Origin of the sequence: Pseudomonas sp. S60, assembly GCF_016647865.1 — a bacterium.
In the GTDB taxonomy this organism is placed as follows: Bacteria; Pseudomonadota; Gammaproteobacteria; order Pseudomonadales; family Pseudomonadaceae; genus Aquipseudomonas; species Aquipseudomonas parafulva.
This window is the reverse complement of the sequence record NZ_JACVVH010000035.1, coordinates 1-23,876: the sequence shown is the minus strand read 5'-3', so window position 1 is coordinate 23,876 and position 23,876 is coordinate 1. Positions and strand designations below refer to the sequence as shown.

Below are 23,876 nucleotides of genomic sequence, written 5' to 3'. Positions count from 1 at the left end.
AGAGTCGAGCGGTTAGCCCTCTCTCTGGACCAACCCCAATGACTGACAGCGCAACGCCCGCAACATCCACTGCACAGCGCGACGCCAAGATGGCGCGTGCCACCCATGACTTCATCGGCGCCCGGCTGCCCCAGTGGTTGAAGCGGGCGTCCCCCGCCCAGATCAATCGCCTGCGCGACCGTTTCAAGGCGCATCACGCCAGCCAGGCGCAGGTACGTTCCGCCACGCGACGCCTGGTGCCATTGCACAGCTTTGCCCAGCTGCACATGCAACGCCTGGTCGAGGGCCTGCCTGGCAGCCCGGGCCTGGAAAAGCTGCAGTGGCTCGAAATTCGTCGCAGGTTCTCGGTGCCACCGGGTGTCGCCCTGCCGGTGCAAGCCGTCATCGAGTGGCGAGAACCTGCGGTATTGCGGCTGATGCAGAATTTCGAAGACAAGGCCAGTTTCTATCAGGGCAGTGGCTTGGTGATGGAAGGCGAGAGCACCCCGCTTTCCGGGGACACCGACGCCTTGGTCCTGGCCTGCCGCGGGCTGGATGCTGGTGAGCGTTATCAACGGCTGCTGACGCAGGTGTTTACCGAGCAGACCTGTGAGGCATTGGCCCAGGACAAACGCACAGCACTGAGCCTGGCGACCGAAATTGCCGCACTGCGCGGTGACCTTGCCGCGCCTCAGCAATTGGCACTGGCGCGCATCGCCAGCAGTGATGCAGGGAGCCAGGACCTTCATGGGTATCCAGGCCTGTTCAGTGTGCTGGGGCATACCTTGGCCGATGCCTTGCTGATCCAGCTGCGCGACGCACGCGGTAACGACCAGGGTCTGGTCTTGTACCTGCCCAGCGATCCCACGCAGGCCTTGCGTTACTTCACCTCTGCCGCACGGATGAACGCCGTGTTGGCCGATGCCTTGCGCGAGCCGGGGTACCGCAGCTACCTCAGCCAGTTGGTGGCAGTGCAGGACCGCGCCGCATTTTTGCAGTTGCTGGGTAAGCGGCTGGCTGACCCCGTGCCAGACCTGGCGCTGGAGGGCGTGCCCCAGGTCGGGGACATTTTCAGCATGCTGGTCACGCAGCAGGTACAACGGGTCAAGGACGATGCCCGGCTATTACTGGTGCCCACCGCGCTGGTGGATCAACAGGCATCGGCAACGCTGCGTGAGCAATGGTTGTCTGTCGGCCTGGGCCTGGCCAACCTCGCAGGCTTGTTCATCCCGCTGGTCGGGGCCATGTTGCTGGGGCAACTGGTGGTTCAGACGCTTGCTGAGGTTTTCGAGGGCGCAGCCGACTGGTACCACGGGCACCAGCATGAGGCGCTGGAACACATGTTGGGCGTAGCGGAAACCTTGGCGGTGACGGCTGCGGTTGCAGCAGGCGTCAACCTGACGGCCCGCGGTTTTGCCGCCAGTGAATTTGTCGAAGGGTTGGAACCGGTTGTGCTCGGTGACGGCCGCAAGCGGCTGTGGGCCAATGACCTGAAGCCTTATGCGTTGACGCCCGAGTACCCTCAACTGTCTGCGGATGGGCTGCATCGCGATCAGGGCCATAGATTGCTTCGGGTCGGCCAACACTACTATCCCGTGCACCGCCCGCAAGGCGATGGCCCTTGGCGTATTTGTCACCCTCGGCGCCCAGGCGGCTATGGGCCGCGTATCGAGGCATTTGGCAGCCGCAGTTGGCGATTGACTGATGCACGACCGCTTGAGCAACAGCACCCCCAGGCGTTGCTGAACAGCGTGTGGCCCTTGCACACCCCGCTGGACGAAACAGAAGCATCTCGCGTGCTGCTTGCCGCAGGTGTCGACATGGATGAGCTGCGTGGGCTGCAGGTGGAGTGCCGGGATACACCGGCCAACCTGCACGATACCCTGCTGCGGTTCAGCGCAGACAGGCGAATCGGCAAGTTCTTTGCCGGCTTGCAGGCAGGCTCGATACCCCGTGATGATGCCCAGGTTCTGCAATGGTGCCTTGACGCGTGTGGCATATCGCTGGAGGCCGGGGCGCGTGACGAGCTGCTGGCTGCGGCCCCTCGGCTACGCAGGCGCCTGTTCGAGCATCTGTGCCGCCAGGAAGCCGACGACGACCCCCTGCTGGCGGTAATGGCGCGTGACTTGCCAGGGCTGCCTGTCACCTATGCCCAAACGTTGGCCCATGAAATGGGCGCCGTTGAGCGACAGCTTGCGTTGGCTGAAGGCAAGTTGCCGCTGCGTAGCCTGCAGCAGGGCGCAGCGCTGATGCGGGTCGCCCGGCTGAGCCGTGCGGTTTGTGGCCTGTATCTGGACCACGCCTATAGCGATGAAACCGGTGAGCTTGCGTTCGCGCTGTTGCGCCAGCTCGAAGGGTGGCCGCCCCGGTACCTGGAACTCTGGAGTATGAGTGATCCGGGGCGCCGTATCGCTGTTTTGGGCGCGCGGGTGGAGAACGCTTCCGTGCTGAAAGTAGTGCACAAGGATGGGCTTTTCCAGGTGCGCGAAGAGGTGGCGCCCGGCTACGGCGCGTTGGTCCATGAGTCGGGCAGCCTGTTCGAGTGCTTGCTGGGGGTGTTGACCCCTGCGCAGTCCGAGGCATTGGGGCTTGCGGGCGCTGAACCGATCACCGCGCTGCGCGAGCAATTGCTCAAGCACCTTCCGCCCAGCCATGACGCGATCAGCCGAGTGCTCGGCTGGGCGCCCCAGGCCCGCTGGTTCAACCCTGGCCGGCGCATGCCCGATGGCCGTGTCGGCTACCCCTTGAGCGGGCGCCTGCCTCGGTACCCAAGCCCTCAGCGCGTGCTGCGCGATCGTTTACGTAATCTGTACCCAGGGTTGAACGATGCGCAGATCGATGAGCAACTGGCCCGCTTGGTGGACGGGCCGCGGTCTGCCTACGACGCATTGCTCGAGCTGGAGGAAGACTTCGCCGACCTTGAGCGGCATCTGAGCCGATGGGCCAGCTTCGAGTTCGACCCTGGACGCCAGGCTGTGCGCCAGCAGGTGGCGGCGCGGCTGCGCCGGGCATGGCGGCTGCAAGGGGAACCCTGGGGCAGCGACGGGCAGGGCCAGCGGCTGAGCCTGATCAACCTGAACCTGGCCAGCCTGCCGGAGCTGCCCGGGCACATCGATTTTCCCCAGATCAGGGCGCTGGTGGTCCGCGACGTACCCATCACACAGGTGCCTACAGACTTTCTTCGTGCATTCAGTGGCCTGCGTGAGCTGACCCTCTCCAACAACCGTCTGCTGCAGGTACCGGTCGGCCTCGCTTACCTTGTAGAGCTACGCACGTTGCGTCTGGGGCACAACCGCATTCGTCTGAACCGCAATGCCCTGGATGTAATGAATGGCCTGCCCCACCTGCGCTCGCTGGACTTGAGCTACAACCCGCTTGGGGCCTTCCATGTGCGTTACAACCAGTTGACACACCTGGTTGAGCTGAACCTGCGCCATTGCCAACTGGGTGAATGGCCTTCGGGGCTGGAGCTGTGTGCAGGCCTGGAACGGGCAGACTTGCGGGACAACCAGCTGGGTCTGGTGCCGCAGGCAATCCTTTCAATGCCCCACGTGCAACGGCTCGGCCTGATGGTAGACCGTAACCGCTTGAGCATGGCGGACATCCAGCAGCTCTTCGCACTCGACACCATCGCTGAGCACTTCCACTTGCCTGAGGCCCGGCGGGCCGTCGAGCCGACCGCAACCCGTCGGCTGTGGCTGGATGCCATCGATGTGCAGCAGACGCCCGGCCGGCAAGCGCTGTGGGACCGGATCATGGCAATGCCGCGCAGTGGCGGCCTGCTCAGGGTGCTCAGCCGCCTGCAGGACACTGGCGACTACCAGCAAGCCTCGTTCTACCTTGCCGAGCGAGTCTGGTCGGTACTTGAAGCGATTGATGGCAACGCTCAATTGCGACAGCGTGTCTTCAGCTTGGCCGAATTGCCTTTGACCTGTGCCAACACGGTCGCTGACCGTTTCTGTGAGCTGCAACTGAGGGTGCTGGCCGAGGCGGCCGAGCATTATACGCTGCCGGATCGAAGCAATGACCTGCTGATGCTCGGCCAGCAGTTGTTTCGCCTGGAACGGCTGGAGCAGGTGGTCAGGCGCGATATCATGCAGCGGTTGGCCGCTCGCGAATGGGTCGACCAGATCGCGCTCAGCCTGCAATACCGCGTCCGTTTGCGGGTGCGGCTGAACCTGCCGTGCCAGCCCCAAGCGATGCGCTACGAGGAGGCCGCCAACGTGACCCAGGCCCAGCTCGACCAGGCCTGCCAGGAGGTGCTGTCGGCGCAGCCACCCGACGCGCTGGCTGTCAGCCTGGCCCAAAGGGCGTTTTGGGAGCGTTGCATGCAAACCCTACACCCCCAGGCCTTCGCGTCCCTCGATGCACGCCTGGCCGCGCGCCGCGCTGCCTTGGCTGCGCGACAAGGCGAGCTGCCAGCTGATCAATACCAATTGGAGTGGGACGACCTGGAAATCGAGCATGCCGGGGATCGGCAGATGCTTGTAGAAGAACTGACGCGTCAGTTGCTATTCGGCCGGGAGCGGGGCTTGGGCTGAGGCCTTCAGCGGCCAAACCGGTCAGCCACATTGACAGCTTTGGCCATTGCCCCAGCGCCTGGTCGGCGCGAACATCGTCGGACCACTCCAACAAAAACAAGCCAGGAGTCCGACGATGCGTGATTACGCCGAGGCTGCCCGTTCGTTCAATTATTTCGACACTGCCAGCGCCGCGCTGCACGGCAGCCTAGACGCGCTCAATGCCTGCGTGGAGTGCTGCGATCGCCATGTCGGCAGTGGCAAGCTGGCCCTGCATTGGGAAGACCGAGATGGCAATACCGAACAGTTGAGTTTCGAGCAACTGCAGGCGCTTGCCGCTCGGTTTGCCAGCGTGCTGAAGGCGCAGGGTGTGGCAGCCGGTGACCGGGTGGCGGGCCTCCTACCGCGTACCCCGCAATTGCTGGTGACGATTTTGGCCACTTGGCGCCTGGGCGCCGTGTACCAGCCGCTGTTCACCGCTTTCGGGCCGACGGCCATCGAGCACCGCCTGCATCAGTCGCACACCCGGGTGGTGGTCACCGACAGCCATAACCGCTTCAAGCTGGACGATGTGCAGGCTTGCCCGCTGATCATCACGGTCAATGCCCGTAACGGTGAGCTGGACTTCCAGCAGTGCCTGGAGCAGACGCCACAAGGGTGCGACCCGGTGATGCTGACGGGCGATGACCCGTTTCTGCTGATGTTCACTTCCGGCACCACCGGGCCTGCCAAACCGCTGCAGGTCCCCCTGAGGGCAATCGTTGCGTTTCAGGGCTACATGCGTGACGCCATCGACCTGCGCGGCGAGGACAGGTTCTGGAACCTGGCCGACCCCGGTTGGGCGTATGGCCTTTACTACGCTGTGACCGGGCCGTTGTCGCTTGGGTACGCGACCACCTTCTATGACGGGCCGTTCAGCGTGGAGAGCTGCGCACGGGTGATCCGCACACGGGGTATCACCAACCTTGCCGGCTCGCCGACGGCCTACCGCCTGCTCATCGCTGCGGGCGAGCAGTTTTCTGCACCGGTCAAGGGGTGCCTGCGGGTGGTCAGCAGTGCCGGTGAGCCGCTGAACCCCGAGGTTATCCGCTGGTTTGGCGACGAACTGGGTGTGACCATCCATGACCATTACGGGCAAACCGAACTGGGGATGGTGCTGTGCAACCACCATGGCCTTGCCCATCCCGTGCACCTGGGCGCAGCGGGTTTTGCCGTGCCCGGGCACCGCATCGTGGTGCTGGACGAGCAGCGTTGCGAGTTGCCACCGGGCCAGCCGGGTATTCTGGCCGTTGACCGCGAGCAGTCGCCGATGTGCTGGTTTGCGGGTTATCACGGCTTGCCGACCAAGGCATTTGCCGGCAAGTACTACCTCAGCGGCGACACCGTCGAATTGAACCCGGACGGCAGCATCAGCTTTGTCGGGCGTAGCGATGATGTGATCACCACATCGGGCTACCGGGTGGGGCCGTTCGACGTGGAGAGTGCGCTGATCGAGCATGCGGCGGTGGTGGAGGCGGCAGTGGTTGGCAAGCCGGACCCAGAGCGTACCGAGCTGATCAAGGCATTCGTGGTGTTGGCCAATGGCTTCACGGCGAGTGACGAATTGGAAGAGCAGTTGCGCCAGCATGTTCGCCAACGGCTCTACGCCCACGCCTACCCAAGAGAAATCGAATTCGTCAGCGAGCTGCCCAAGACCCCGAGCGGCAAGCTGCAACGCTTCATCCTGCGTAACCAGGAAGTGGCCAGACAACAAGCGCAACAAGCCAATAACGCCGGCGCCTGAAAGGAAACCCGACATGCAGATAGCCAACAAACATTTCATCGTCACCGGCGCAGCCTCCGGCCTGGGGGCTGCCACTGCGCAGATGCTGATCGAGGCCGGTGCCTCGGTGATGCTGGTGGACCTCAACGCGGAGGCGGTCGAGGCCAAAGCCCAGGCGTTGGGCGAGAGGGCCAGGTTCAGCGTGGTAGACATCAGCGACGAAGCGGCCGCCAAGGCCGCCGTGGCGGCTGCCCTCAGTGCGTTTGGCAGCCTGCACGGCCTGGTCAACTGCGCAGGCATCGTTGGCGCAGAAAAGGTGCTCGGCAAGCAGGGCCCGCACCGCCTGGCCAGCTTTGCCGCGGTCATCAACGTCAACCTGGTCGGCAGCTTCAACATGCTGCGGCTCGCCGCCGAGGCCATGGCTGAAGGGGTTGCCGACGAGGGGGGCGAGCGCGGGGTCATCATCAATACGGCCTCCATAGCCGCCTATGACGGGCAGATTGGCCAAGCGGCCTACGCGGCGTCGAAGGGGGCGATTGCCAGCCTGACGCTGCCTGCTGCCCGCGAGCTGGCGCGTCATGGCATCCGGGTGATGACCATAGCCCCGGGCATTTTCGAAACCCCCATGATGGCTGGCATGACCGAAGAAGTGCGGGCTTCGCTGGCGGCCGGCGTGCCGTTCCCACCACGGCTCGGCCGCCCGCAGGAGTACGCCGCGCTGGCGCGGCATATCATCGAGAACAGCATGCTCAACGGCGAGGTGATCCGCCTTGACGGTGCGCTGCGCATGGCGGCCAAGTAAGGAGAAGCATCATGAACCTGGGCAATGATCCGGTGGTAATCGTCAGCGCTGCACGCACCCCCATGGGCGGGCTGCAGGGCGACTTCAAGAGCCTGACTGCAGCGCAGCTTGGCAGCGTAGCCATTCGTGGGGCTGTCGAGCGCGCCGGCCTGGATGCAGCCAGTGTCGACCAGGTGCTGTTCGGTTGCGTGCTGCCGGCCGGCCAGGGCCAGGCGCCGGCACGCCAGGCGGCGTTGGGCGCAGGGCTGGGCAAGCACACCACCTGCACCACCTTGAACAAGATGTGCGGCTCGGGCATGCAGGCGGCCATCATGGGCCATGACCTGCTGCTGGCCGGCACCGCCGATGTGGTGGTGGCCGGCGGCATGGAGAGCATGAGCAACGCCCCCTACCTGCTGGACAAGGCCCGTGCGGGCTACCGCATGGGCCACGGCAAAATCATCGACCACATGTTCATGGACGGCCTGGAAGACGCCTACGACAAGGGCCGGCTGATGGGCACCTTCGCCGAGGACTGCGCGCAGGCCAATGGCTTCAGCCGCGAGGCCCAGGACCAGTTCGCCCTGGCGTCGCTCACCCGTGCCCAGCAGGCCATTACGGCCGGCCGCTTCGCTGCGGAGATCGTGCCGGTGGATGTGATCGAGGGCAAGCAGCAGCGGGTCATCAAGGATGACGAGCAGCCACCCAAGGCGCGCCTGGACAAGATCGCCCAGCTCAAACCAGCTTTCCGCGAAGGCGGGACAGTGACCGCAGCCAACGCCAGTTCCATTTCCGATGGCGCCGCAGCATTGGTGCTGATGCGTCGCTCCCAGGCCGACCAGCGCGGGTTGCAACCGCTGGCGGTGATCCATGGGCATGCCGCGTTCGCTGATGCCCCTGCACTGTTCCCCACTGCGCCTATCGGTGCCATGGACAAGCTGATGAAGCGCACCGGCTGGAGCCTGAGCGACGTCGACCTGTTCGAGATCAACGAAGCCTTCGCTGTGGTGACCCTGGCGGCCATGAAACACCTGGACCTGCCCCATGAGAAGGTCAACATCCATGGCGGTGCCTGTGCGCTGGGCCACCCGATTGGTGCTTCCGGCGCGCGCATTCTGGTCACGCTGCTGCACGCGCTGCGTCAGAACAACCTGCGCCGTGGTGTAGCGGCCATCTGCATTGGCGGTGGCGAGGCTACGGCCATGGCTATCGAATGCCTGTACTGAGGTGAAGCATGCTGGTTAACGACGAGCAACAACAGATCGCCGATGCGGTGCGCAGTTTCGCCCAGGAGCGGCTCAAGCCCTTTGCCGAGCAATGGGACAAGGCTCACCGGTTTCCCAAGGAGGCCATCGAGGAAATGGCCGGGCTTGGCCTGTTCGGCATGTTGGTGCCCGAGCAGTGGGGCGGCAGTGACACGGGTTACGTGGCCTATGCCATGGCCCTGGAGGAGATCGCCGCCGGTGATGGTGCCTGCTCGACCATCATGAGCGTCCATAACTCGGTAGGGTGTGTGCCCATTCTGCGTTTTGGCAGCGACCAACAGAAGGCACAGTTTCTGACGCCGTTGGCCACAGGCGAGATGTTGGGGGCGTTCGCTCTCACCGAACCCCAGGCAGGCTCTGATGCCAGCAGCCTGAAGGCGCGTGCGCGGCGTGAAGGCGACCACTACGTGCTGACCGGCAGCAAGCAGTTCATCACCTCCGGGCAGAATGCCGGCGTGGTGATCGTGTTCGCCGTCACCGACCCCAGCGCTGGCAAGCGCGGTATCAGTGCCTTCATCGTCCCCACCGACTCGCAGGGTTATCAGGTAGCGCGGGTTGAAGACAAACTGGGCCAGCACGCCTCCGACACGTGCCAGATCGTGTTCGACCATGTGTGCGTACCCGTGGCCAACCGGCTGGGTGAAGAGGGCGAGGGCTACCGCATCGCGTTGGCCAACCTCGAAGGCGGGCGTATCGGTATCGCGGCCCAGGCCGTGGGCATGGCCCGGGCTGCGTTCGAGGTGGCCCGCGACTATGCGCGCGAGCGGCAGAGCTTTGGCAAGGCGTTGGTAGAGCACCAGGCCGTCGCCTTCAGGCTGGCAGACATGGCTACCCGAATTGCCGTCGCCCGGCAGATGGTGCTGCACGCCGCTGCGCTGCGTGACGCCGGGCGCCCGGCGTTGGTGGAGGCGTCGATGGCCAAGCTGTTCGCCTCGGAAATGGCCGAAAAGGTCTGTTCGGATGCCTTGCAGACATTGGGGGGTTATGGCTATCTGAGTGACTTCCCGCTGGAGCGCATTTACCGCGACGTACGGGTTTGCCAGATTTACGAAGGCACCAGCGATATTCAGCGCATGGTCATTGCGCGCAATCTTTGAAGGAGCAGACCGCATGGCATTCGAAACCATCCTGTTGGACATCCACGGCAAGGTCGGGCTGATTACACTCAATCGCCCTCAGGCACTGAACGCACTGAACGCGCTGATCGTCAGCGAGATCAATCAGGCCCTGGACCAGCTGGAGCGCGACCCGGCAATTGGTTGCATCGTGCTAACAGGCTCTGCCAAGGCGTTTGCCGCAGGCGCCGATATCAAGGAGATGGCCGGCCTTGAGTACCCGCAAATCTATGTGGATGACCTGTTCGCCGACGCCGACCGCATCGCCAACCGCCGCAAGCCGATCATTGCCGCGGTGTCTGGCTTTGCCTTGGGCGGCGGCTGCGAGCTGGCCATGATGTGCGATTTCATCCTGGCGGGCGATAACGCCCGGTTCGGCCAACCGGAAATCAACCTCGGTGTATTGCCCGGCATGGGCGGTACCCAGCGCCTGACGCGTGCGGTGGGCAAGGCCAAGGCCATGGAGCTGTGCCTCACCGGGCGCCTGATGGGGGCTGAAGAGGCGGAGCGGGCGGGGCTGGTGGCGCGTGTGGTGCCCCAGGCCGAACTGCTGGAAGAAGCCCTCAAGGTGGCAGCGACCATCGCCAGCAAGTCGGTGCCGGTGAGCATGATGGTCAAGGAAAGCGTGAACCGCGCCTTCGAGGTGACGCTGAGCGAGGGGGTGCGCTTCGAGCGCCGGGTGTTCCACGCAGCCTTCGCCACTGAAGACCAGAAAGAAGGCATGTCGGCCTTTATCGCCAAGCGCGAGGCGCAGTTCAAGGACCGTTGAGCCCTGCCGCGTGCCTGCTTGAGTTGCTGGATGCTGCCGCCACCTGCAAGGGCACTTGCCGGTGGCGGCCTGCTTTGTGCGCACCGACCAGCGGAATCTGCCCCCTTCACGCAAATTCGCCCGCGATTGCTGTTGCTCCAGGCGACGTGGCGCCTTAGACTTCCGCCCCCTGTAAAAGAGTGCCGATTGGCGCTTGAAGAATTTCGCTGCCGATGCCTGGGCGTCGGCGGCAACCGAATCGCCCAAATGCACATATTTTCATAGAGAATTCGATGACCAAGGAACAGTTGCTGGCCATGTCGGCCGATGACTACATGAACGCTGATCAGCTGGCCTTCTTCACACAGCTGCTGCAAGCGATGAAAGTCGAAACCCATGAACGCATCGAGCTGAGCCGCGCCACCATCGAAGGCCTGGACACCCCGTCGGACCCTGCCGATGTGGCGTCGGTTGAAGAAGAGCGCAGCTGGCTGGTGAACGCCATCGACCGTGATCAGCGCCTGCTGCCACAGTTGGAGATGGCGTTGGACCGCATCACTGACGAGAGCTTCGGCTGGTGCGACGACAGCGGTGAACCCATCGGCCTGAAGCGTCTGCTTATCAGCCCGACCACCAAGTACTGCATCGAAGCCCAGGAGCGCCACGAGCAGCTGGACCGCCACCAGCGCCAGGTCTGATCCGCACGCGATGCACAGCCCCACGGAGCGATCCCTGGGGCTTTTTGCTTTTCTGGCGGGTTGATCGGCTACATACGCCGGGCACAGCAGTGGCAGTTGCGCAAAGTCCCTGCGGCCTGCTAAATAGGGATTGGCTCTCGACGGGTTTCACCGTTTTCGGGCATATTCCCCCGCCAGCAGTGCGCAAGTGGATGTCAGGGCTCGTATCGCGCAGGCCCATTCCTGAACCGCATTTTTACAGGCAGTGAGTGTCAGACTAAACGCTCATCGCCGTGGGAGCATGCCCCAAGTCTTTTAACGACGGCGAAGCCGGCAAGCCACAGTAAAAATTCCTGCACGCTGCAGCGCCAGCGGGGGCAGACATTTCACAGCGTGTTTTATTAGTCTTTTAGCCTATCGATTAGAAACGGCCGTGCCTCGTCGAGCGTTGACGGGCGCGGGTAGTAACCGGTTGAGGATTACTTCATTGGCAGTCAGTACTCTTGATACGCATGCGTTGTTCGCCCTGGGCGACCTGCGCGGCAAGTTGGCTCATTTGTTTCAGGGCCGTTTTGTCTACGTTACCGAACAGAACCCTGATGGCCTTTACATGGCCGAAATCGATACCGAAAGCGCGTTGGTGGTGGATGACAAACAGCGATTGGAGCTGAAAGTCGGCGACCACTTTCGTGCTGCCGTGCTACCGAGCCGCGAGGGCGGCAAGTTGGAAATACGCTTTCGCGATATCAAGTTGAATGTGTACGGGGTAGGCGATTACGCATTCGTGTCAGTGCCCGAAGGCGAGGGCATCGTGTTCCGTGAGGGCCAGGGTGTCATGCTGGTGTTCGCAGCCCAGCAGCAGGTTCAGGAAGGCCTTGGCAAGCTGCTCAAGGCAGTGACGGGCAAGGTTGCCAAATGGCGTAAAGGTGAACTCACTACTTTCAAGGCCAGTGAGTGACCGGGGATGGCACTGGCAGCCGTGCAGCGTTCCATCGCCAGCAGCATGCGCGGGCGGTGGCCGAGGCTGAGCGGTTGCTGGCCCGGCGTTGTGAGCTGCAAGCACGCTGGTTGAGTTGGGTAGCGGCCGAGCTTTATCAGCTGGGGCCGCCGCCCTATGCCGCCATGGTCAGGCGCGAATTGCAGCGCCTTAGCCAAGCGTGACGGCAGCCACGCTCAGTTGCCGCTGTCCAGGCCGCTGCTGACTTCTTCGGGTACCGGCTCTTTGGCCTGGCGCTTGCGAAATAGCCCGGCGCGCGCCAGCAACAGCGTGGTGACCGGCACTGTAATGGACAGCAGAATCGGGATCAGCCAAGCGTGCAGTACGGCAGCTTCCTTGAGCCAGGAGAAGTAGATGATCGACGCGAGCGCCACGCACCAGGCGCCGATGGTCGAGGCCAGTGCCGGGGGGTGCATGCGCTGGAAGTAGTCTTTCAAGCGCACCAGCCCTATTGCGCCGACCAGGGCGAACAGGCTGCCGGTCAGCAGCAGCAGGGCTGTGACCAGCTCGAGCCAGAAGGGCAATGTCAGAGATTCGGTCATTCGATCACCTCACCGCGCAGCAGGAATTTGGCCAGGGCAAACGACCCGACGAAACCGAAGAGTGCAATCAGCAGCGCGCCTTCGAAATAGGTGTCACTGGCATAGCGGATACCCAGCACCAGCATGGTCAGCATGGCCAGGATGTACAGGTAGTCCAGCGCCAGCACCCTGTCCTGGGCCGATGGGCCGCGGAATAGCCGTACCAGCGTGAGCCCCATGGCCAGTGCGAAGATGAACAGGCTGGCTAGAACAGCATTGGCGAGCAGGCCGGTCATTGGAAGATCTCCATCAGCGGGCGTTCGTAGGTGTCCTTGAAGTGCTTGATGAAAGCCGCCTCGTCCTCCAGATCGAACACATGGAGCAACAGCACGCTGCGGTCCAGCGCCAGTTCAGACCAGACAGTGCCGGGTACCACGGTGGTGATCATCGACAGCGCCGCCAGGCCGTGGGGTTCACGCAAGGCCAGCGGTATGTGAACAAAGGCCGAACGGGGCGGGCGTTTGCCGGCACGCAGTACGCCCCGTGCCACGTGCAGGTTGGACAGGATTACATCCAGGCCTACGCGACCGATCAGTTTCACGATCACCCATGGGCGGCGCACGTGGGCGTGCTGCGGGCGCAGGGGTGCCATCAGCAGCGGTGCGAGGATACCCAGTGCGGCTGCCAGCAGCAGGTTGCCGGCACTCACCGAAAGGTTCAGCAGCAGCCACAAGCCGAACAAGGACAGGGAGAGCAGAGGCGCGGGGAACAGGCGGCTCATGGTTGCACCTCTGCCTGCACGTCGAACGAAGTCGGGCCAGGTATTGGCCGCGCCGCCATCACCGCGTCGATGTAGGCATCCGGCGCCTGCAGGCTCGCAGCCGTGTCCTGGGTATAGCGCAGCAATGGCTCGGCCTTGAAACTGAGTGCCATGCACAAGGCCAGCAGCAGCACGACCGCCAGGCATTCGAAGCGGCGCAGTACCGGTGAAGGGCGCTCGTCTGGCTTCCAGAAACGCTGGATACCCACGCGACCAAAGGCAATCAGCGAAGCCATGCCCGACAACACCAGCAGCGCCACCAGGCCCCACCCGGCCGCGCCTAGCGGCTGCTCGGCCGGCATACCCAGGCCGTTAGGGTTGAACAGTGCGCTGATCAGGTTCACCTTGGCCACAAAGCCTGAGAGCGGCGGCATGCCGATAATCAGCAGGGCGCAGGCGATGAAGCTGAGGCCGAGGAACGCCATGGTCCAGGGGATGATCTGGCCGATCACCGCTTTTTGCTGGTCATCGAGGTTGATGCCTTTTGGGGGGTGAAGCGACTCCAGCGGCGACGGCATGGCGTCTTCTTCTTCGTCCAGCGGCAATTCATTGGCCGAGCGCGAGCGTTCGACCAGTTCGGCCAGCAAGAACAGCGCACACATGGCCAGGGTGGAGTTGACCAGGTAGAACAGGGCAGCACCGGTCAGGGCGAGTTGGGCAAAGCCGACAGCGCCAAGCAGGGTACCCGCTGAAACCAGGATGCTGAGCGCTGCCATGCGTTCCAGGCGCTGGGCTGCCAGGATCGACACCGCCGCCACTGCCAACGTTGCCAGGCCACCATACACCAGCCATTCCCCGCCAAAATAGGCCGAGGCTCCGGCCTGGCCGGAGAACAGCAAGGTCCACAGGCGCAGCACGGCGTACAAGCCGACTTTGGTCATGATGGCGAACAGCGCTGCCACCGGGGCGCTGGCCGATGCGTAGGCAGGTACCAGCCAGAAGTTCAGCGGCCATATACCGGCCTTGACCAGAAACGCCATGGCGAGGATGGCCGCACCTGCGTGCAGCAGGCCGCGGTCGGCCTCGGGCACCAGTGGAATCTTGAGGGCCAGGTCTGCCATGTTCAGGGTGCCGGTAACGCCGTACAACATCGCCGCGCCAATTAGGAACAATGACGAAGCGAACAGGTTTACAGCGATATAGTGCAGCCCCGCCCGTACCCGTGCCCGGCCAGAGCCGTGTAGCAATAGCCCGTACGAGGCAGCCAGCAATACTTCGAAGAACACGAACAGGTTGAACAGGTCGGCGGTAAGAAAGGCGCCGTACAGGCCCATCAACTGGATCTGGAACAATGCATGGAAGCTGGCGCCGGCCCCATCCCAGCGGGCTCGGGCGAACAGCAGGGCGCAGAAACCGATGATGCCGGTCAGCGTCAGCATCAGCGCAGAAAGGTGATCGAGTACCAGTACGATCCCGAACGGTGCTGGCCAGTTACCCGGCAGGTACACGCCGATCGATTCTGCCTGGCCCTGAGTGCGCACCCATAGCAGCAGGCTGACAGCCACACACAGGCCTGCGAAGGTCGAGAGCAAATTCAGGCGGGCCTTGATTTGCCGGTGCTTTTCGCCAAGCAACAGCATGATAGCTGCGGTGATCAGGGGCAGCAGGATAGGGGCGACGATCAGCTGACTCATGCCACTCATTCCTCACGCTCCCGGCCATCGACATGGTCGGTGCCCGTCAGCCCGCGGGAGGCCAGCAACACCACCAGGAACAACGCGGTCATGGCGAAGCTGATGACGATCGCGGTGAGCACCAGCGCCTGGGGCAACGGGTCGGTGTAGTGCAGCAAGTCTTGCGTTACACCGTCCTTGATGATCGGCTCTTTGCCGATGAACAGGCTCCCCATGCTGAAGATGAACAGGTTGACCCCGTACGACAACAGGCACAGGCCCATGATCACCTGGTAGGTACGGGGGCGCAGAATCAGCCACACCCCGGATGCGGCCAGCACGCCGATGGCGACTGCAATAACTTCTTCCATCAGGCGGCTCCTGTCTGTCGGTTCTTGGCCGGGTTGGCCGGGCGGTAGGCGCGCACTGACTGGTGGGCCAGTGCGGTAAGGATCAACAGGGTCGACCCGACCACTACCGTGTACACGCCGACATCGAAGAACAGTGCGCTGGCCACGTGCACATCACCCAGTACCGGCAGGTGCAGGTGGGCAGTGTGCGTGGTGAGGAACGGGTAGCCGAGCAGCATGGCCCCGGCACCGGTAAGGGTCGCGCACAGCAGGCCCATACCCATCCAGCGCAGTGGGCGCAGGCTCATCTGCGCCTCGACCCATTGGGTGCCGGCAACCATGTACTGCAGGATGAACGCCACCGACATGACCAAACCTGCCACGAAGCCACCGCCAGGCTGGTTGTGACCCCGCATGAACAGGTACATCGAGACCAGCAGGGCGATGGGCAGCAGCAAGCGTACCAGCACGGCCGGCACCATCATGAAGCCCATGGCGGTGTCTGTGGCGTGGCGTGGGTTGACCAGGTCGGTCACCACATCAGGCGCCAGCTGGCGCTGTTGTGTGGGCAGTTGCATGCTCTCCTTGGGTGGGCGGAAGCGCCGCAGCAAGGCGAATACGGTAAGCGCCACGGCGACCAGCACGGTGATTTCGCCGAGGGTGTCGAAGCCGCGGAAGTCCACCAGCATCACATTGACCACGTTGGTCCCACCACCCTGGGGCAGTGCGCGGCTAAGGTAGAACGAGGAAATGTCGTTGGGCGTTGGCCGCGTGAGCATGGCATAGGACAGCACTGCCATGCCGCCGCCCACCAGCACCGCCAGCAGCAGGTCGCGCAGGCGTCGGGCGCGGGCCCTGTCAAATTTGCCTGGCAGTGGTGATACACCTTCTATACGCCTTGGCAGCCAGCGCAGGCCCAGCAGGATCAACACCGTGGTCACCACTTCCACCACCAGCTGGGTCAACGCCAGATCAGGTGCGGAGAACCAGACGAAGGTGATGCAGGTCATCAGGCCGCAGACGCTGACCATGATCAGTGCGGCCAGGCGGTGGTACTTGGCCTGGTAGGCGGCGCCAATCGCGCAGGCAATCGCGATGAGCCAGAGTGCGACGAACACGCCGGAGCCTGGAATCTTCGGCCGGTCGCCCCATGTGAGGCCACTGTAGACCATGGGCGTAAGGCCGGCGAGGAACGCTGCCACCACGATCATGAACAGCTGCGCCTGGAGGCGGCGACTGGTGAGCAGGCGCTCCACGTGTCGGGCCAGTAGCATCAGCTGTATCTGCCCATGCTCGAACAGGCGCTTGCCGTTGAAGCGTTCGATCACCGGCGGGTACGTGAAGCGCCCGCGGCGCATCTGCTTGCGAAGCATCAGGTACAGCACTACGCCGCCGCTCATGGCCACCAGGCTCATGATCAACGGGGCATTCCAGCCGTGCCAGATCGCCAGGCTGTATTCAGGCAGCGTGCCGCCGACCACGGGCAGGGCTGCGGCCGCCAGCAGTGGGCCAACCGACTGGGCCGGGAAGATGCCCACCACCAGGCAGGTCAGGACCAACAACTCGACCGGCGCACGCATCCAGCGTGGTGGCTCGTGCGGGGTATGCGGCAGGTCTTGCGCCGTGGGGCCGAAGAACACGTCCACGGTGAAACGCAGGGCGTATGCCACGCTGAAGGTGCCTGCCAGGGTGGCGATGACCGGCAGCAAGGCTTCGATCCAGGCACTGGAGGTGATGAATACGGTTTCGGCAAAGAACATCTCTTTGGACAGGAAACCGTTCATCAGCGGTACCCCGGCCATCGATGCGCTGGCGACCATGGCCAGTGTGGCAGTGTAGGGCACCAGGCGAATCAACCCACTGAGACGGCGTATGTCACGGGTGCCGCTTTCATGGTCGATGATGCCTGCGGCCATGAACAGCGACGCCTTGAAGGTGGCGTGGTTGAGGATGTGGAACACGGCAGCCACCGCGGCCAGCGGACTGTTCAACCCAAGCAGCAGGGTGATCAGGCCAAGATGGCTGATGGTGGAGTAGGCCAGCAGGCCCTTGAGGTCGTTCTGGAACATGGCGGCGAAGGCGCCGAGCAACAACGTCAAGGCGCCGGCACCGCCGACGATCCAGAACCATTCTTCGCTGCCGGACAATACTGGCCACAGCCTCGCCAGCAAGAAGACCCCGGCCTTGACCATGGTCGCCGAGTGCAGATAGGCCGAGACCGGTGTGGGGGCCGCCATGGCGTGGGGCAGCCAGAACTGGAAGGGGAACTGCGCGCTCTTGCTGAGTGCGCCGATGAGGATCAGTGGCAGCAGCACGGGGTACAGTGCGTGCTGGCGGATGGTGTCACCTGCAGCCAGGACCTTGTCCAGGTCATAGCTGCCTGCCACATGGCCGAGCAGTAGCGCCCCCACCAGCAGGCATAGGCCCCCTGCACCGGTGACCATCAAGGCCATGTAGGCGCCGCGACGCGCGTCAGCGCGGTGGTGCCAGTAGCCAATGAGCAGGAACGAGAACAGGCTGGTCAGTTCCCAGAAGAACACCAGCTGTATGAGGTTGCCCGAGATGACCAGGCCGAGCATGGCCCCCATGAAGGCCAGGAAAAACGCGAAAAAGCGTGGAACCGGGTCTTGCGGAGACATGTAGTAACGGGCGTACAGCGACACCAGGGTGCCGATGCCCAGTACCAGCAGCGAGAACAGCCAGGCAAAGCCGTCCATGCGCAATACCAGGTTCAGCCCCAGGCTTGGCAGCCACAAGAACTCTTCGCGAATGACGCCCCCGTGGGCGATCTGAGGGTAAAGCAGTGCTACCTGGACGGTACCGACCAAGGCCACGAGCCCAGCAAGAATGGACTCGGCGTTCCGTGCGTTGTGCGGCAGCGCGGCTGCCAGCAAACTGCCCACGAACGGCAGAAGCAATAGCACTATCAATGACATAGAGTTCTATTCTGAGAGGTTTGCCAAGGATCATACGTGCCGGAGGGGTCGATCACCAACCCGCAAGCTGTCGCAGAATCCTACAAATACGCTGTGACAAGCTGTTTTTTTATAACAGTTTTTTACAAAGCATAGCCGCAGCGTTAGAGGTCGGCTTGGGGTTCGCGTTCATTCTGTGGCTGCGTGCGGCGTACCTTGAGCTCGCTGACCACCACCGCGATCACGATCAACAGCCCGCCCAACAGGGCCACACCGGGCAGGCGCTCCCCCGCCATGCGCCCGACCAGGCCTGCCCACACAGGCTCGCCCGCGTAGATCAAGGTGGCCCGGGTGGGCGATACGGATTTCTGTGCCCAGTTCATGGCAACCTGGATCACGGCGCTCATGGCCCCCAGGCCCACTGCACTGGCCAGCAGCAGCCAGGAGAAGTCCGGAATACGTTCCTGCGTCGGCACCACCATCAGAAACGCCAGCACCGAGGCCGTTGCCAGTTGCACCACGGTGACCCGTCGTACATCGACCTGGCCGGCGAAGCGGCTGATCAGGATGATTTCGGCGGCGATGGCGATGGCGCTGACCAGGGTGACCACTTCACCTTCGCTCATGTGCAAACTGCCGCTGTCGGGCCCTGCCAGCAGCATGAGCCCAACGAACGCGATGCCTATGCCAATGCTCGGCATCAGGCCGGGCCTGCGCCCCAGTACCACCCACTGCAGCAGTGGCACGAAGGGTACGTAGAGTGCGGTGATGAACGCCGACTGGCTGCTGCTTATGGTCTGCAGGCCCATGGTTTGCAGACCGTAACCCAGCATGATGGTCACGCCGATCAGCATCCCAGCCTTGAGCTCGGTGAGTGTGAGCCCGCCCAGCGCCCGCGCAGAAACCATGCCCACGAACAGCGCAGCTGCGGCAAAGCGAAGGCCGACGAAGAACATGGGGCCGCTGACGGTCATCACGTTGTGCACCAGCAGGAAGGTGCCACCCCACAACATGGTGATGAATATCAGCACCAGTTCCGCTTTGCTCAGGCGAAACGTGACGCTGGGGGTGGGCTGTTGGCTGGCTGTGGTCATGGGCTTGCATGCTCGTAGGGGGCGGCGCACAATCGCCACACGCTGGGCAGTATACTGCGCAACAATTGTAAGTGAGCAATATAGTGCACAAAGACCCTTCACACCGCGCCTCGGTTTTGCAGCACGTCAGCCTCAATGTACGCAACTTGCGCCACGCGGCAGGCATGAGTCAGGCCGCGCTCGCCGACCGCTCTGGTGTGAGCCGGCGCATGCTGGTGGCCATCGAGGCGGGTGAAAAGAATGTCAGCCTCACCACACTGGACTTGATTGCCCAGAGCCTCGGTGTGGCTTTCAGTACACTGATCCAGGCGCCCAACTTGCGTGACCCAGGCCGCATCGAGGAACTGGCCTGGGCCGGTGAACACCCGCAAAGCCGTGCAGTGCTGCTGGGCAGCAGCGTGGCGCGGCGCGAGGTGGAGTTGTGGGAATGGACCCTGGCTCCCGGCGAGTGCTATCGCAGCGAGGCCGATGCCGAGGGCTGGAGTGAACAGTTGTATGTGACGCAGGGGCAGCTCACATTGATCATCGAAGCCACCGAACACCGGCTGCAGCAAGGGCAGTTTCATGTGTTCCCCAGTAACTGCCGCTATGCCTACCGGAACGACGGCGAGACAGCAGTCACTTTTGTGCGCAACGTCGTCATCTGAAAGCCGAATAGCTCGGCCAGGCACTTGACCTCGAGTTTAGTTGAGGTTTTACCCTCTCCGGCATCGCGCACCAAGCGCCAATGGCCAGGAGAGAGTGAATGTCGGCAAACCCTACTGCCATCTGGTTCACCCAGATGATCGAATACCAGGTACCCAGCCTGTTTCAGCGCGAGCTGGCGCAAGCGTTGATGAACAGCAGTGAGGCGCTGGCACTTCAATGCGACGGGTTGCAGACGATCAGCATACAGGCGAGCGAAGACGGCAGCCGGGTGCTGCAGTACCTGCAGTGGGAGTCCCGGCAGGCGTGGGTCGGTGCTGCTGCCTACTTTGTCGACGAGTCGTATGTGCAATTGCTGCAGCGCTACCAGGCGCGCGGGGCCCACTTCGCTGCTTACCAGGCGCTTCGCAGCCTGGCGCGTGGCCCACACGGTGCCCTCTACTGCCAGATGGGTGAGCATGACGCGCAGCGGGGGTAACGCCTGAGCGGTGTAGCACCCGTCTGAAATGCTGAAATGTGCGCGGTCTAGTGGCATGCACAAGCCGATGTTGATTGCAGCCCTCTGGGAGCTGTTTCATTATCGGTGCCACGAATCAACCCAGACGCACCTGCAGGAGAGCCCATGAACGCGCAGCCTACCTATGAGCAACCTACGCCAGAGCGCTTGGCGCGCGTGCGCCAGGCCATGGCCGCCGAAGGCCTGGATGCCTTGCTGGTTCCATCGGCCGACCCGCATCTTTCAGAGTATCTGCCCAAGCATTGGCAAGGTCGCCGATGGCTGTCGGGTTTCCATGGGTCGGTAGGTACGCTGGTGGTCATGCCCGGGTTTGCCGGGTTGTGGGTAGACAGCCGGTACTGGCAACAGGCCGAGCATGAGCTCGCGGGCACTGGCATTGAATTGATGAAGCTCTCGCCTGGTCAGCCCGGAGTGCTGGATTGGCTTGGCGAGCATGCGCCGGCCAATGGTCGCGTCGGGGTGGATGGCGCGGTATTGGCGTTGGCCTCGGCGCGCCAATTGCGTGAGCGCCTGGGCCATCGCGGTGTGCGCCTGGTCACTGACAAAGACGTGCTTGGCCAGGTGTGGGAGGGGCGTGCGGCGTTGCCCGGCCATCCGGTCTACCAACACCTGCCGCCCTATGCCACCGTGTCCAGGTTGGACAAACTGGCCGCATTGCGCGAGGTCATGCAGGTGAAGGGTGCGCACTGGCACTTTCTCGCCACGCTGGACGACATTGCGTGGCTGTTCAATCTGCGCGGCACCGATGTGTCATACAACCCTGTCTTTCTCGCATTTGCCTTGATCAGTCAGCAGCAGGCGTTGCTGTTTGTCGGCAGCGGGAAGCTGGACGAAAACCTGCGTGCTGTTCTGGCGGCAGACGGTGTAGAGGTACGCGATTACGATCAGGCAGGGGCGGCGCTGGCTGATATCCCCGGTGGCAGCCGGTTGTTGGTCGACCCTGCCCGTGTCACGTGTGGGCTTATGGACCAGTTGGGCGATGCGGTGCAGTTGCTCGAAGGCCCAAACCCCACCACGTTGAGCAAGGCGTGCAAAGGGGAGCCAGAGCTGAGGCATGTTCGCCAGGTAATGGAGCAGGATGGCGCAGCACTCTGCGAGTTCTTTGCCTGGCTGGAGGCCCGGCTGGGCAGCGAGGTCATCACCGAGCTGACGATCGATGAGCAGCTGAGCGCCGCCAGGGCTCGCCGCCCCGGTTTCGTGTCCCTGAGTTTCGCCACTATCGCGGCTTTCAATGCCAACGGCGCCATGCCCCATTACCGCGCAACCGAGCAGTCCCATTCAGTGATCGAAGGCGACGGTCTGCTGCTGATCGATTCGGGCGGGCAGTATCTGGGCGGTACCACTGATATCACGCGCATGGTGCCGGTGGGTCAGCCCAGCGAGCTGCAGAAACAGGATTGCACGCGCGTGCTCAAAGGTATGATTGCACTGTCCCGGGCTACATTCCCCCAGGGGGTGTTGTCGCCGTTGCTCGACGCCATCGCCCGTGCACCGCTGTGGGCCGACCAGGTGGACTACGGTCATGGCACCGGCCACGGTGTCGGTTACTTCATGAATGTGCACGAAGGGCCGCAGGTAATTGCCTACCAGGCGACGCCCTCACCGCAAACAGCGATGCAGGCAGGCATGATCAGCTCGATTGAGCCAGGCACTTATCGGCCTGGGCAATGGGGGGTTCGCATCGAGAACCTGGTGGCTAACCGCAATGCAGGCAAAAGCGCCTTTGGTGACTTTCTGGCGTTTGAAACCCTGACACTCTGCCCTATCGACACCCGCTGTTTGTTGCCTGAGAGGCTCACTGTCGAAGAACTGGCATGGTTGAACGGTTACCACACCACGGTGCGTGAACGGCTCGCACCGTATCTGGAGGGTGAAGCGCTGGCCTGGCTTCACGCTCGTACTGCCTTGCTGTAGAGCGGTTGTTGCATACGAATGGGGCTGCGCAACGGCAGCCCCATTTACTTGCAAATGACGATCATGCTGCGGCTGGTATAGCCCGCAGGGTTGATCCCGAACAGGTAATCCCCATCCTCTTCATCGCTGTCGCCTGAGCGTGCAATGACGCGGTATCCGCGTGAGCTGCAGGCGGTGGCTGCTTTGCTGTAGCAGCTGTCCCATGAAGAAGAAAGGCCGGAGCAATTGATATGCAGGCCTTTCTTGCCCCTTTTTACCTCGGTCTTCGCCGTGGCGGCACATCCAGCAATAGCCAAGATGGCCAGGATGAGCAAGGTACGTTTCATTCCTGTCCTTAAATGCAGGACGGATCAGCAAGCTGGTTCCGTCGTTATCGCTACGATTCTTCCTGAAATTTCCCAGCGTCCCTGTTCGATGCATTAGATAGCATGAAGATGATGGTGCTTTGACAGCTTAATCAGCGATGCCGGTCGCCACAATCACTATCGTTGTCTCAAATGAAAAGATTTCTCATATCAGTCAGCGGCGATCGCTGGGCTGGGCGCTTTGCGCATGGAAAGCGTGGTGCCCACCGAGGCAGTGATGATCGCAAGGATGGCCAGCCATTGGGTCATGGACAGGACTTCCCCGAGAAACAGCAGGCCGGACAGCGCGCCGAAGGCAGGTTCGATGCTCATCAGCGTGCCGAAGGTGCGTGCAGGAATGCGCGTCAGTGCGACCATTTCCAGGCTGTAGGGAAGGGCGGTTGACAGTATCGCGACACCCAGCGCCATGGGGATCACGGCTGGGGTGAGCAGGGTGGCGCCGGCGTGGGCGATACCGATGGGCGCAATGAACAAGGCTGCGACCACCACGCCCAGGGCTGCACTTTGCACGCCATGCTCGGCTCCGGCGCGTTGGCCGAACAGAATATAGAGCGCCCAGCAGACGCCAGCGCCCAAGGCGTACGCGGCACCTGTCGGGTCAAGTGCCTGGCCGTCGTGGCCTGCGGGGAGAAGCAGCAGCAAGCCAAACAGGGCCAGGGCAATCCATAGAAAGTCGATGGCGCGGCGCGAGGAAAAAATTGCAACCGCCAGCGGGCCGGTGAACTCGAGCGCCACGGCGATCCCAATGGGCACTGTCTGCAATGCCATATAGAAGAGGAAGTTCATACCGCCCAGGGCCAGGCCGTAGATGACTACGTTGCGCAGGGTTCGGCTATTGAGGCGGGCCCGCCAGGGTCTCAATATCAGCAACATGATGACGCTGGCGAACACCAGGCGCAGGGTGGTGGTGCCTTGGGCGCCAATGATGGGGAACATGCTCTTGGCCAATGAGGCGCCGGACTGGATAGATGCCATGGCGATCAACAGCAGGCCGATGGGGAACAGCGTAGCGGCCAGGCTGCGGGGCGGGGTGTTCATAGCGAGGGGGTGTTCCATAAGGAAGGGGCGGTTGCGCAGTATAGTGCGCAATTGCTGCGCGCTCGACAAGGCGTGCCTTGCATTAAGGTGGCCTTTCAAAAGTTGAAATTAAAGGTTGACCGCCTGAGATAACAGCCTATAATGCGCACCACTCCAACGATGCAGCAAAGCGAAGCAAGCTGAGCCGTTGAGTCAAGTGTTTGAAGCTAAACGAGTTTCTCGCAAAAAACTTCAAAATAA

The 23,876-nt window shown here is 62.8% G+C and carries 21 protein-coding genes; 12 read left to right on the top strand and 9 right to left on the bottom strand.

What is annotated here, in order from left to right; genetic code table 11:
* Positions 1 to 38: 38 nt before the first annotated feature.
* From IAE33_RS17615 to IAE33_RS17575, 9 genes are all read left to right on the top strand, one after another.
* The gene (locus tag IAE33_RS17615; protein ID WP_201164457.1) at positions 39 to 4,520 is read left to right on the top strand and encodes an NEL-type E3 ubiquitin ligase domain-containing protein; all 4,482 of its coding nucleotides are present in this window, start codon (positions 39 to 41) and stop codon (positions 4,518 to 4,520) included.
* 115 nt (positions 4,521 to 4,635) lie between these two features.
* On the top strand, positions 4,636 to 6,282 hold the full coding sequence (locus IAE33_RS17610; RefSeq protein ID WP_201164456.1) for an AMP-binding protein: 1,647 nt from the start codon (positions 4,636 to 4,638) through the stop codon (positions 6,280 to 6,282).
* A gap of 13 nt (positions 6,283 to 6,295) precedes the next feature.
* Positions 6,296 to 7,063: an SDR family NAD(P)-dependent oxidoreductase gene (locus IAE33_RS17605; protein WP_201164455.1), complete on the top strand. Its 768-nt coding sequence runs from the start codon at positions 6,296 to 6,298 to the stop codon at positions 7,061 to 7,063.
* 11 nt (positions 7,064 to 7,074) lie between these two features.
* Complete coding sequence (locus tag IAE33_RS17600; RefSeq protein WP_201164454.1) at positions 7,075 to 8,268, top strand: acetyl-CoA C-acyltransferase; 1,194 nt, start codon at positions 7,075 to 7,077, stop codon at positions 8,266 to 8,268.
* 8 nt (positions 8,269 to 8,276) lie between these two features.
* Entirely contained in the window at positions 8,277 to 9,404 is a 1,128-nt protein-coding gene (locus tag IAE33_RS17595; protein WP_201164453.1) for an acyl-CoA dehydrogenase, read from the top strand.
* A gap of 13 nt (positions 9,405 to 9,417) precedes the next feature.
* Positions 9,418 to 10,191, top strand: coding sequence for an enoyl-CoA hydratase (locus IAE33_RS17590; RefSeq protein WP_201164452.1), 774 nt, complete (start codon positions 9,418 to 9,420; stop codon positions 10,189 to 10,191).
* A 272-nt stretch (positions 10,192 to 10,463) separates the two neighbouring features.
* Positions 10,464 to 10,868 carry a TraR/DksA family transcriptional regulator gene (locus tag IAE33_RS17585; RefSeq protein WP_028632575.1) on the top strand — a complete coding sequence of 135 codons (405 nt, stop codon included), beginning with the start codon at positions 10,464 to 10,466 and terminating at the stop codon, positions 10,866 to 10,868.
* Positions 10,869 to 11,334: 466 nt separating this feature from the next.
* Positions 11,335 to 11,805 (top strand): hypothetical protein, encoded by a 471-nt coding sequence (locus IAE33_RS17580; protein ID WP_201164451.1) that lies wholly within the window; start codon positions 11,335 to 11,337, stop codon positions 11,803 to 11,805.
* The gene (locus tag IAE33_RS17575) at positions 11,802 to 12,008 is read left to right on the top strand and encodes a hypothetical protein (protein ID WP_201164450.1); all 207 of its coding nucleotides are present in this window, start codon (positions 11,802 to 11,804) and stop codon (positions 12,006 to 12,008) included. The genes IAE33_RS17580 and IAE33_RS17575 overlap by 4 nt, the downstream gene beginning before the upstream one ends.
* Positions 12,009 to 12,020: 12 nt before the next feature.
* Here IAE33_RS17575 and IAE33_RS17570 read toward each other — a convergent pair whose 3' ends face one another.
* The 7 genes from IAE33_RS17570 to IAE33_RS17540 form a co-directional block, all read right to left on the bottom strand.
* Positions 12,021 to 12,386, bottom strand: coding sequence for a Na+/H+ antiporter subunit G (locus IAE33_RS17570; RefSeq protein WP_060483500.1), 366 nt, complete (start codon positions 12,384 to 12,386; stop codon positions 12,021 to 12,023).
* Positions 12,383 to 12,661, bottom strand: coding sequence for a K+/H+ antiporter subunit F (locus IAE33_RS17565; RefSeq protein WP_028632579.1), 279 nt, complete (start codon positions 12,659 to 12,661; stop codon positions 12,383 to 12,385). The genes IAE33_RS17570 and IAE33_RS17565 overlap by 4 nt, the downstream gene beginning before the upstream one ends.
* Positions 12,658 to 13,146 (bottom strand): Na+/H+ antiporter subunit E, encoded by a 489-nt coding sequence (locus IAE33_RS17560; protein ID WP_201164449.1) that lies wholly within the window; start codon positions 13,144 to 13,146, stop codon positions 12,658 to 12,660. Before IAE33_RS17560 ends, IAE33_RS17565 begins: the two co-directional genes overlap by 4 nt.
* Positions 13,143 to 14,828 carry a monovalent cation/H+ antiporter subunit D gene (locus tag IAE33_RS17555; protein WP_201164448.1) on the bottom strand — a complete coding sequence of 562 codons (1,686 nt, stop codon included), beginning with the start codon at positions 14,826 to 14,828 and terminating at the stop codon, positions 13,143 to 13,145. The genes IAE33_RS17560 and IAE33_RS17555 overlap by 4 nt, the downstream gene beginning before the upstream one ends.
* Positions 14,825 to 15,169, bottom strand: coding sequence for a Na+/H+ antiporter subunit C (locus tag IAE33_RS17550; RefSeq protein WP_186661221.1), 345 nt, complete (start codon positions 15,167 to 15,169; stop codon positions 14,825 to 14,827). The genes IAE33_RS17555 and IAE33_RS17550 overlap by 4 nt, the downstream gene beginning before the upstream one ends.
* On the bottom strand, positions 15,169 to 18,084 hold the full coding sequence (locus IAE33_RS17545; RefSeq protein ID WP_201164447.1) for a monovalent cation/H+ antiporter subunit A: 2,916 nt from the start codon (positions 18,082 to 18,084) through the stop codon (positions 15,169 to 15,171). Before IAE33_RS17545 ends, IAE33_RS17550 begins: the two co-directional genes overlap by 1 nt.
* Positions 18,085 to 18,227: 143 nt before the next feature.
* Positions 18,228 to 19,157 carry a DMT family transporter gene (locus IAE33_RS17540; RefSeq protein ID WP_201164446.1) on the bottom strand — a complete coding sequence of 310 codons (930 nt, stop codon included), beginning with the start codon at positions 19,155 to 19,157 and terminating at the stop codon, positions 18,228 to 18,230.
* Positions 19,158 to 19,240: 83 nt separating this feature from the next.
* Between IAE33_RS17540 and IAE33_RS17535 the strand changes: the two genes are divergently transcribed.
* The 3 genes from IAE33_RS17535 (at position 19,241) to IAE33_RS17525 (ending at position 22,233) form a co-directional block, all read left to right on the top strand.
* Positions 19,241 to 19,804: a helix-turn-helix domain-containing protein gene (locus IAE33_RS17535; RefSeq protein WP_201164445.1), complete on the top strand. Its 564-nt coding sequence runs from the start codon at positions 19,241 to 19,243 to the stop codon at positions 19,802 to 19,804.
* A 98-nt stretch (positions 19,805 to 19,902) separates the two neighbouring features.
* Complete coding sequence (locus tag IAE33_RS17530; protein WP_201164444.1) at positions 19,903 to 20,280, top strand: antibiotic biosynthesis monooxygenase; 378 nt, start codon at positions 19,903 to 19,905, stop codon at positions 20,278 to 20,280.
* A gap of 144 nt (positions 20,281 to 20,424) precedes the next feature.
* Positions 20,425 to 22,233 carry an aminopeptidase P family protein gene (locus IAE33_RS17525; protein WP_201164443.1) on the top strand — a complete coding sequence of 603 codons (1,809 nt, stop codon included), beginning with the start codon at positions 20,425 to 20,427 and terminating at the stop codon, positions 22,231 to 22,233.
* 44 nt (positions 22,234 to 22,277) lie between these two features.
* Here IAE33_RS17525 and IAE33_RS17520 read toward each other — a convergent pair whose 3' ends face one another.
* Positions 22,278 to 22,559 carry a hypothetical protein gene (locus IAE33_RS17520; RefSeq protein ID WP_028632588.1) on the bottom strand — a complete coding sequence of 94 codons (282 nt, stop codon included), beginning with the start codon at positions 22,557 to 22,559 and terminating at the stop codon, positions 22,278 to 22,280.
* A gap of 189 nt (positions 22,560 to 22,748) precedes the next feature.
* On the bottom strand, positions 22,749 to 23,636 hold the full coding sequence (gene rhtA, locus IAE33_RS17515; RefSeq protein ID WP_201164442.1) for a threonine/homoserine exporter RhtA: 888 nt from the start codon (positions 23,634 to 23,636) through the stop codon (positions 22,749 to 22,751).
* Between the last annotated feature and the right edge of the window lie 240 nt (positions 23,637 to 23,876).

What these genes read in the sequence shown, in the direction of transcription:
- IAE33_RS17615 (WP_201164457.1), top strand. Translation starts at nt 39, where the DNA reads ATGACTGACAGCGCAACGCCCGCAACATCCACTGCACAGCGCGACGCC.
- IAE33_RS17610 (WP_201164456.1), top strand. Translation starts at nt 4,636, where the DNA reads ATGCGTGATTACGCCGAGGCTGCCCGTTCGTTCAATTATTTCGACACT.
- IAE33_RS17605 (WP_201164455.1), top strand. Translation starts at nt 6,296, where the DNA reads ATGCAGATAGCCAACAAACATTTCATCGTCACCGGCGCAGCCTCCGGC.
- IAE33_RS17600 (WP_201164454.1), top strand. Translation starts at nt 7,075, where the DNA reads ATGAACCTGGGCAATGATCCGGTGGTAATCGTCAGCGCTGCACGCACC.
- IAE33_RS17595 (WP_201164453.1), top strand. Translation starts at nt 8,277, where the DNA reads ATGCTGGTTAACGACGAGCAACAACAGATCGCCGATGCGGTGCGCAGT.
- IAE33_RS17590 (WP_201164452.1), top strand. Translation starts at nt 9,418, where the DNA reads ATGGCATTCGAAACCATCCTGTTGGACATCCACGGCAAGGTCGGGCTG.
- IAE33_RS17585 (WP_028632575.1), top strand. Translation starts at nt 10,464, where the DNA reads ATGACCAAGGAACAGTTGCTGGCCATGTCGGCCGATGACTACATGAAC.
- IAE33_RS17570 (WP_060483500.1), bottom strand. Translation starts at nt 12,386, where the DNA reads ATGACCGAATCTCTGACATTGCCCTTCTGGCTCGAGCTGGTCACAGCC.
- IAE33_RS17565 (WP_028632579.1), bottom strand. Translation starts at nt 12,661, where the DNA reads ATGACCGGCCTGCTCGCCAATGCTGTTCTAGCCAGCCTGTTCATCTTC.
- IAE33_RS17560 (WP_201164449.1), bottom strand. Translation starts at nt 13,146, where the DNA reads ATGAGCCGCCTGTTCCCCGCGCCTCTGCTCTCCCTGTCCTTGTTCGGC.
- IAE33_RS17555 (WP_201164448.1), bottom strand. Translation starts at nt 14,828, where the DNA reads ATGAGTGGCATGAGTCAGCTGATCGTCGCCCCTATCCTGCTGCCCCTG.
- IAE33_RS17550 (WP_186661221.1), bottom strand. Translation starts at nt 15,169, where the DNA reads ATGGAAGAAGTTATTGCAGTCGCCATCGGCGTGCTGGCCGCATCCGGG.
- IAE33_RS17545 (WP_201164447.1), bottom strand. Translation starts at nt 18,084, where the DNA reads ATGTCATTGATAGTGCTATTGCTTCTGCCGTTCGTGGGCAGTTTGCTG.
- IAE33_RS17540 (WP_201164446.1), bottom strand. Translation starts at nt 19,157, where the DNA reads ATGACCACAGCCAGCCAACAGCCCACCCCCAGCGTCACGTTTCGCCTG.
- IAE33_RS17530 (WP_201164444.1), top strand. Translation starts at nt 19,903, where the DNA reads ATGTCGGCAAACCCTACTGCCATCTGGTTCACCCAGATGATCGAATAC.
- IAE33_RS17525 (WP_201164443.1), top strand. Translation starts at nt 20,425, where the DNA reads ATGAACGCGCAGCCTACCTATGAGCAACCTACGCCAGAGCGCTTGGCG.
- IAE33_RS17520 (WP_028632588.1), bottom strand. Translation starts at nt 22,559, where the DNA reads ATGAAACGTACCTTGCTCATCCTGGCCATCTTGGCTATTGCTGGATGT.
- rhtA (WP_201164442.1), bottom strand. Translation starts at nt 23,636, where the DNA reads ATGAACACCCCGCCCCGCAGCCTGGCCGCTACGCTGTTCCCCATCGGC.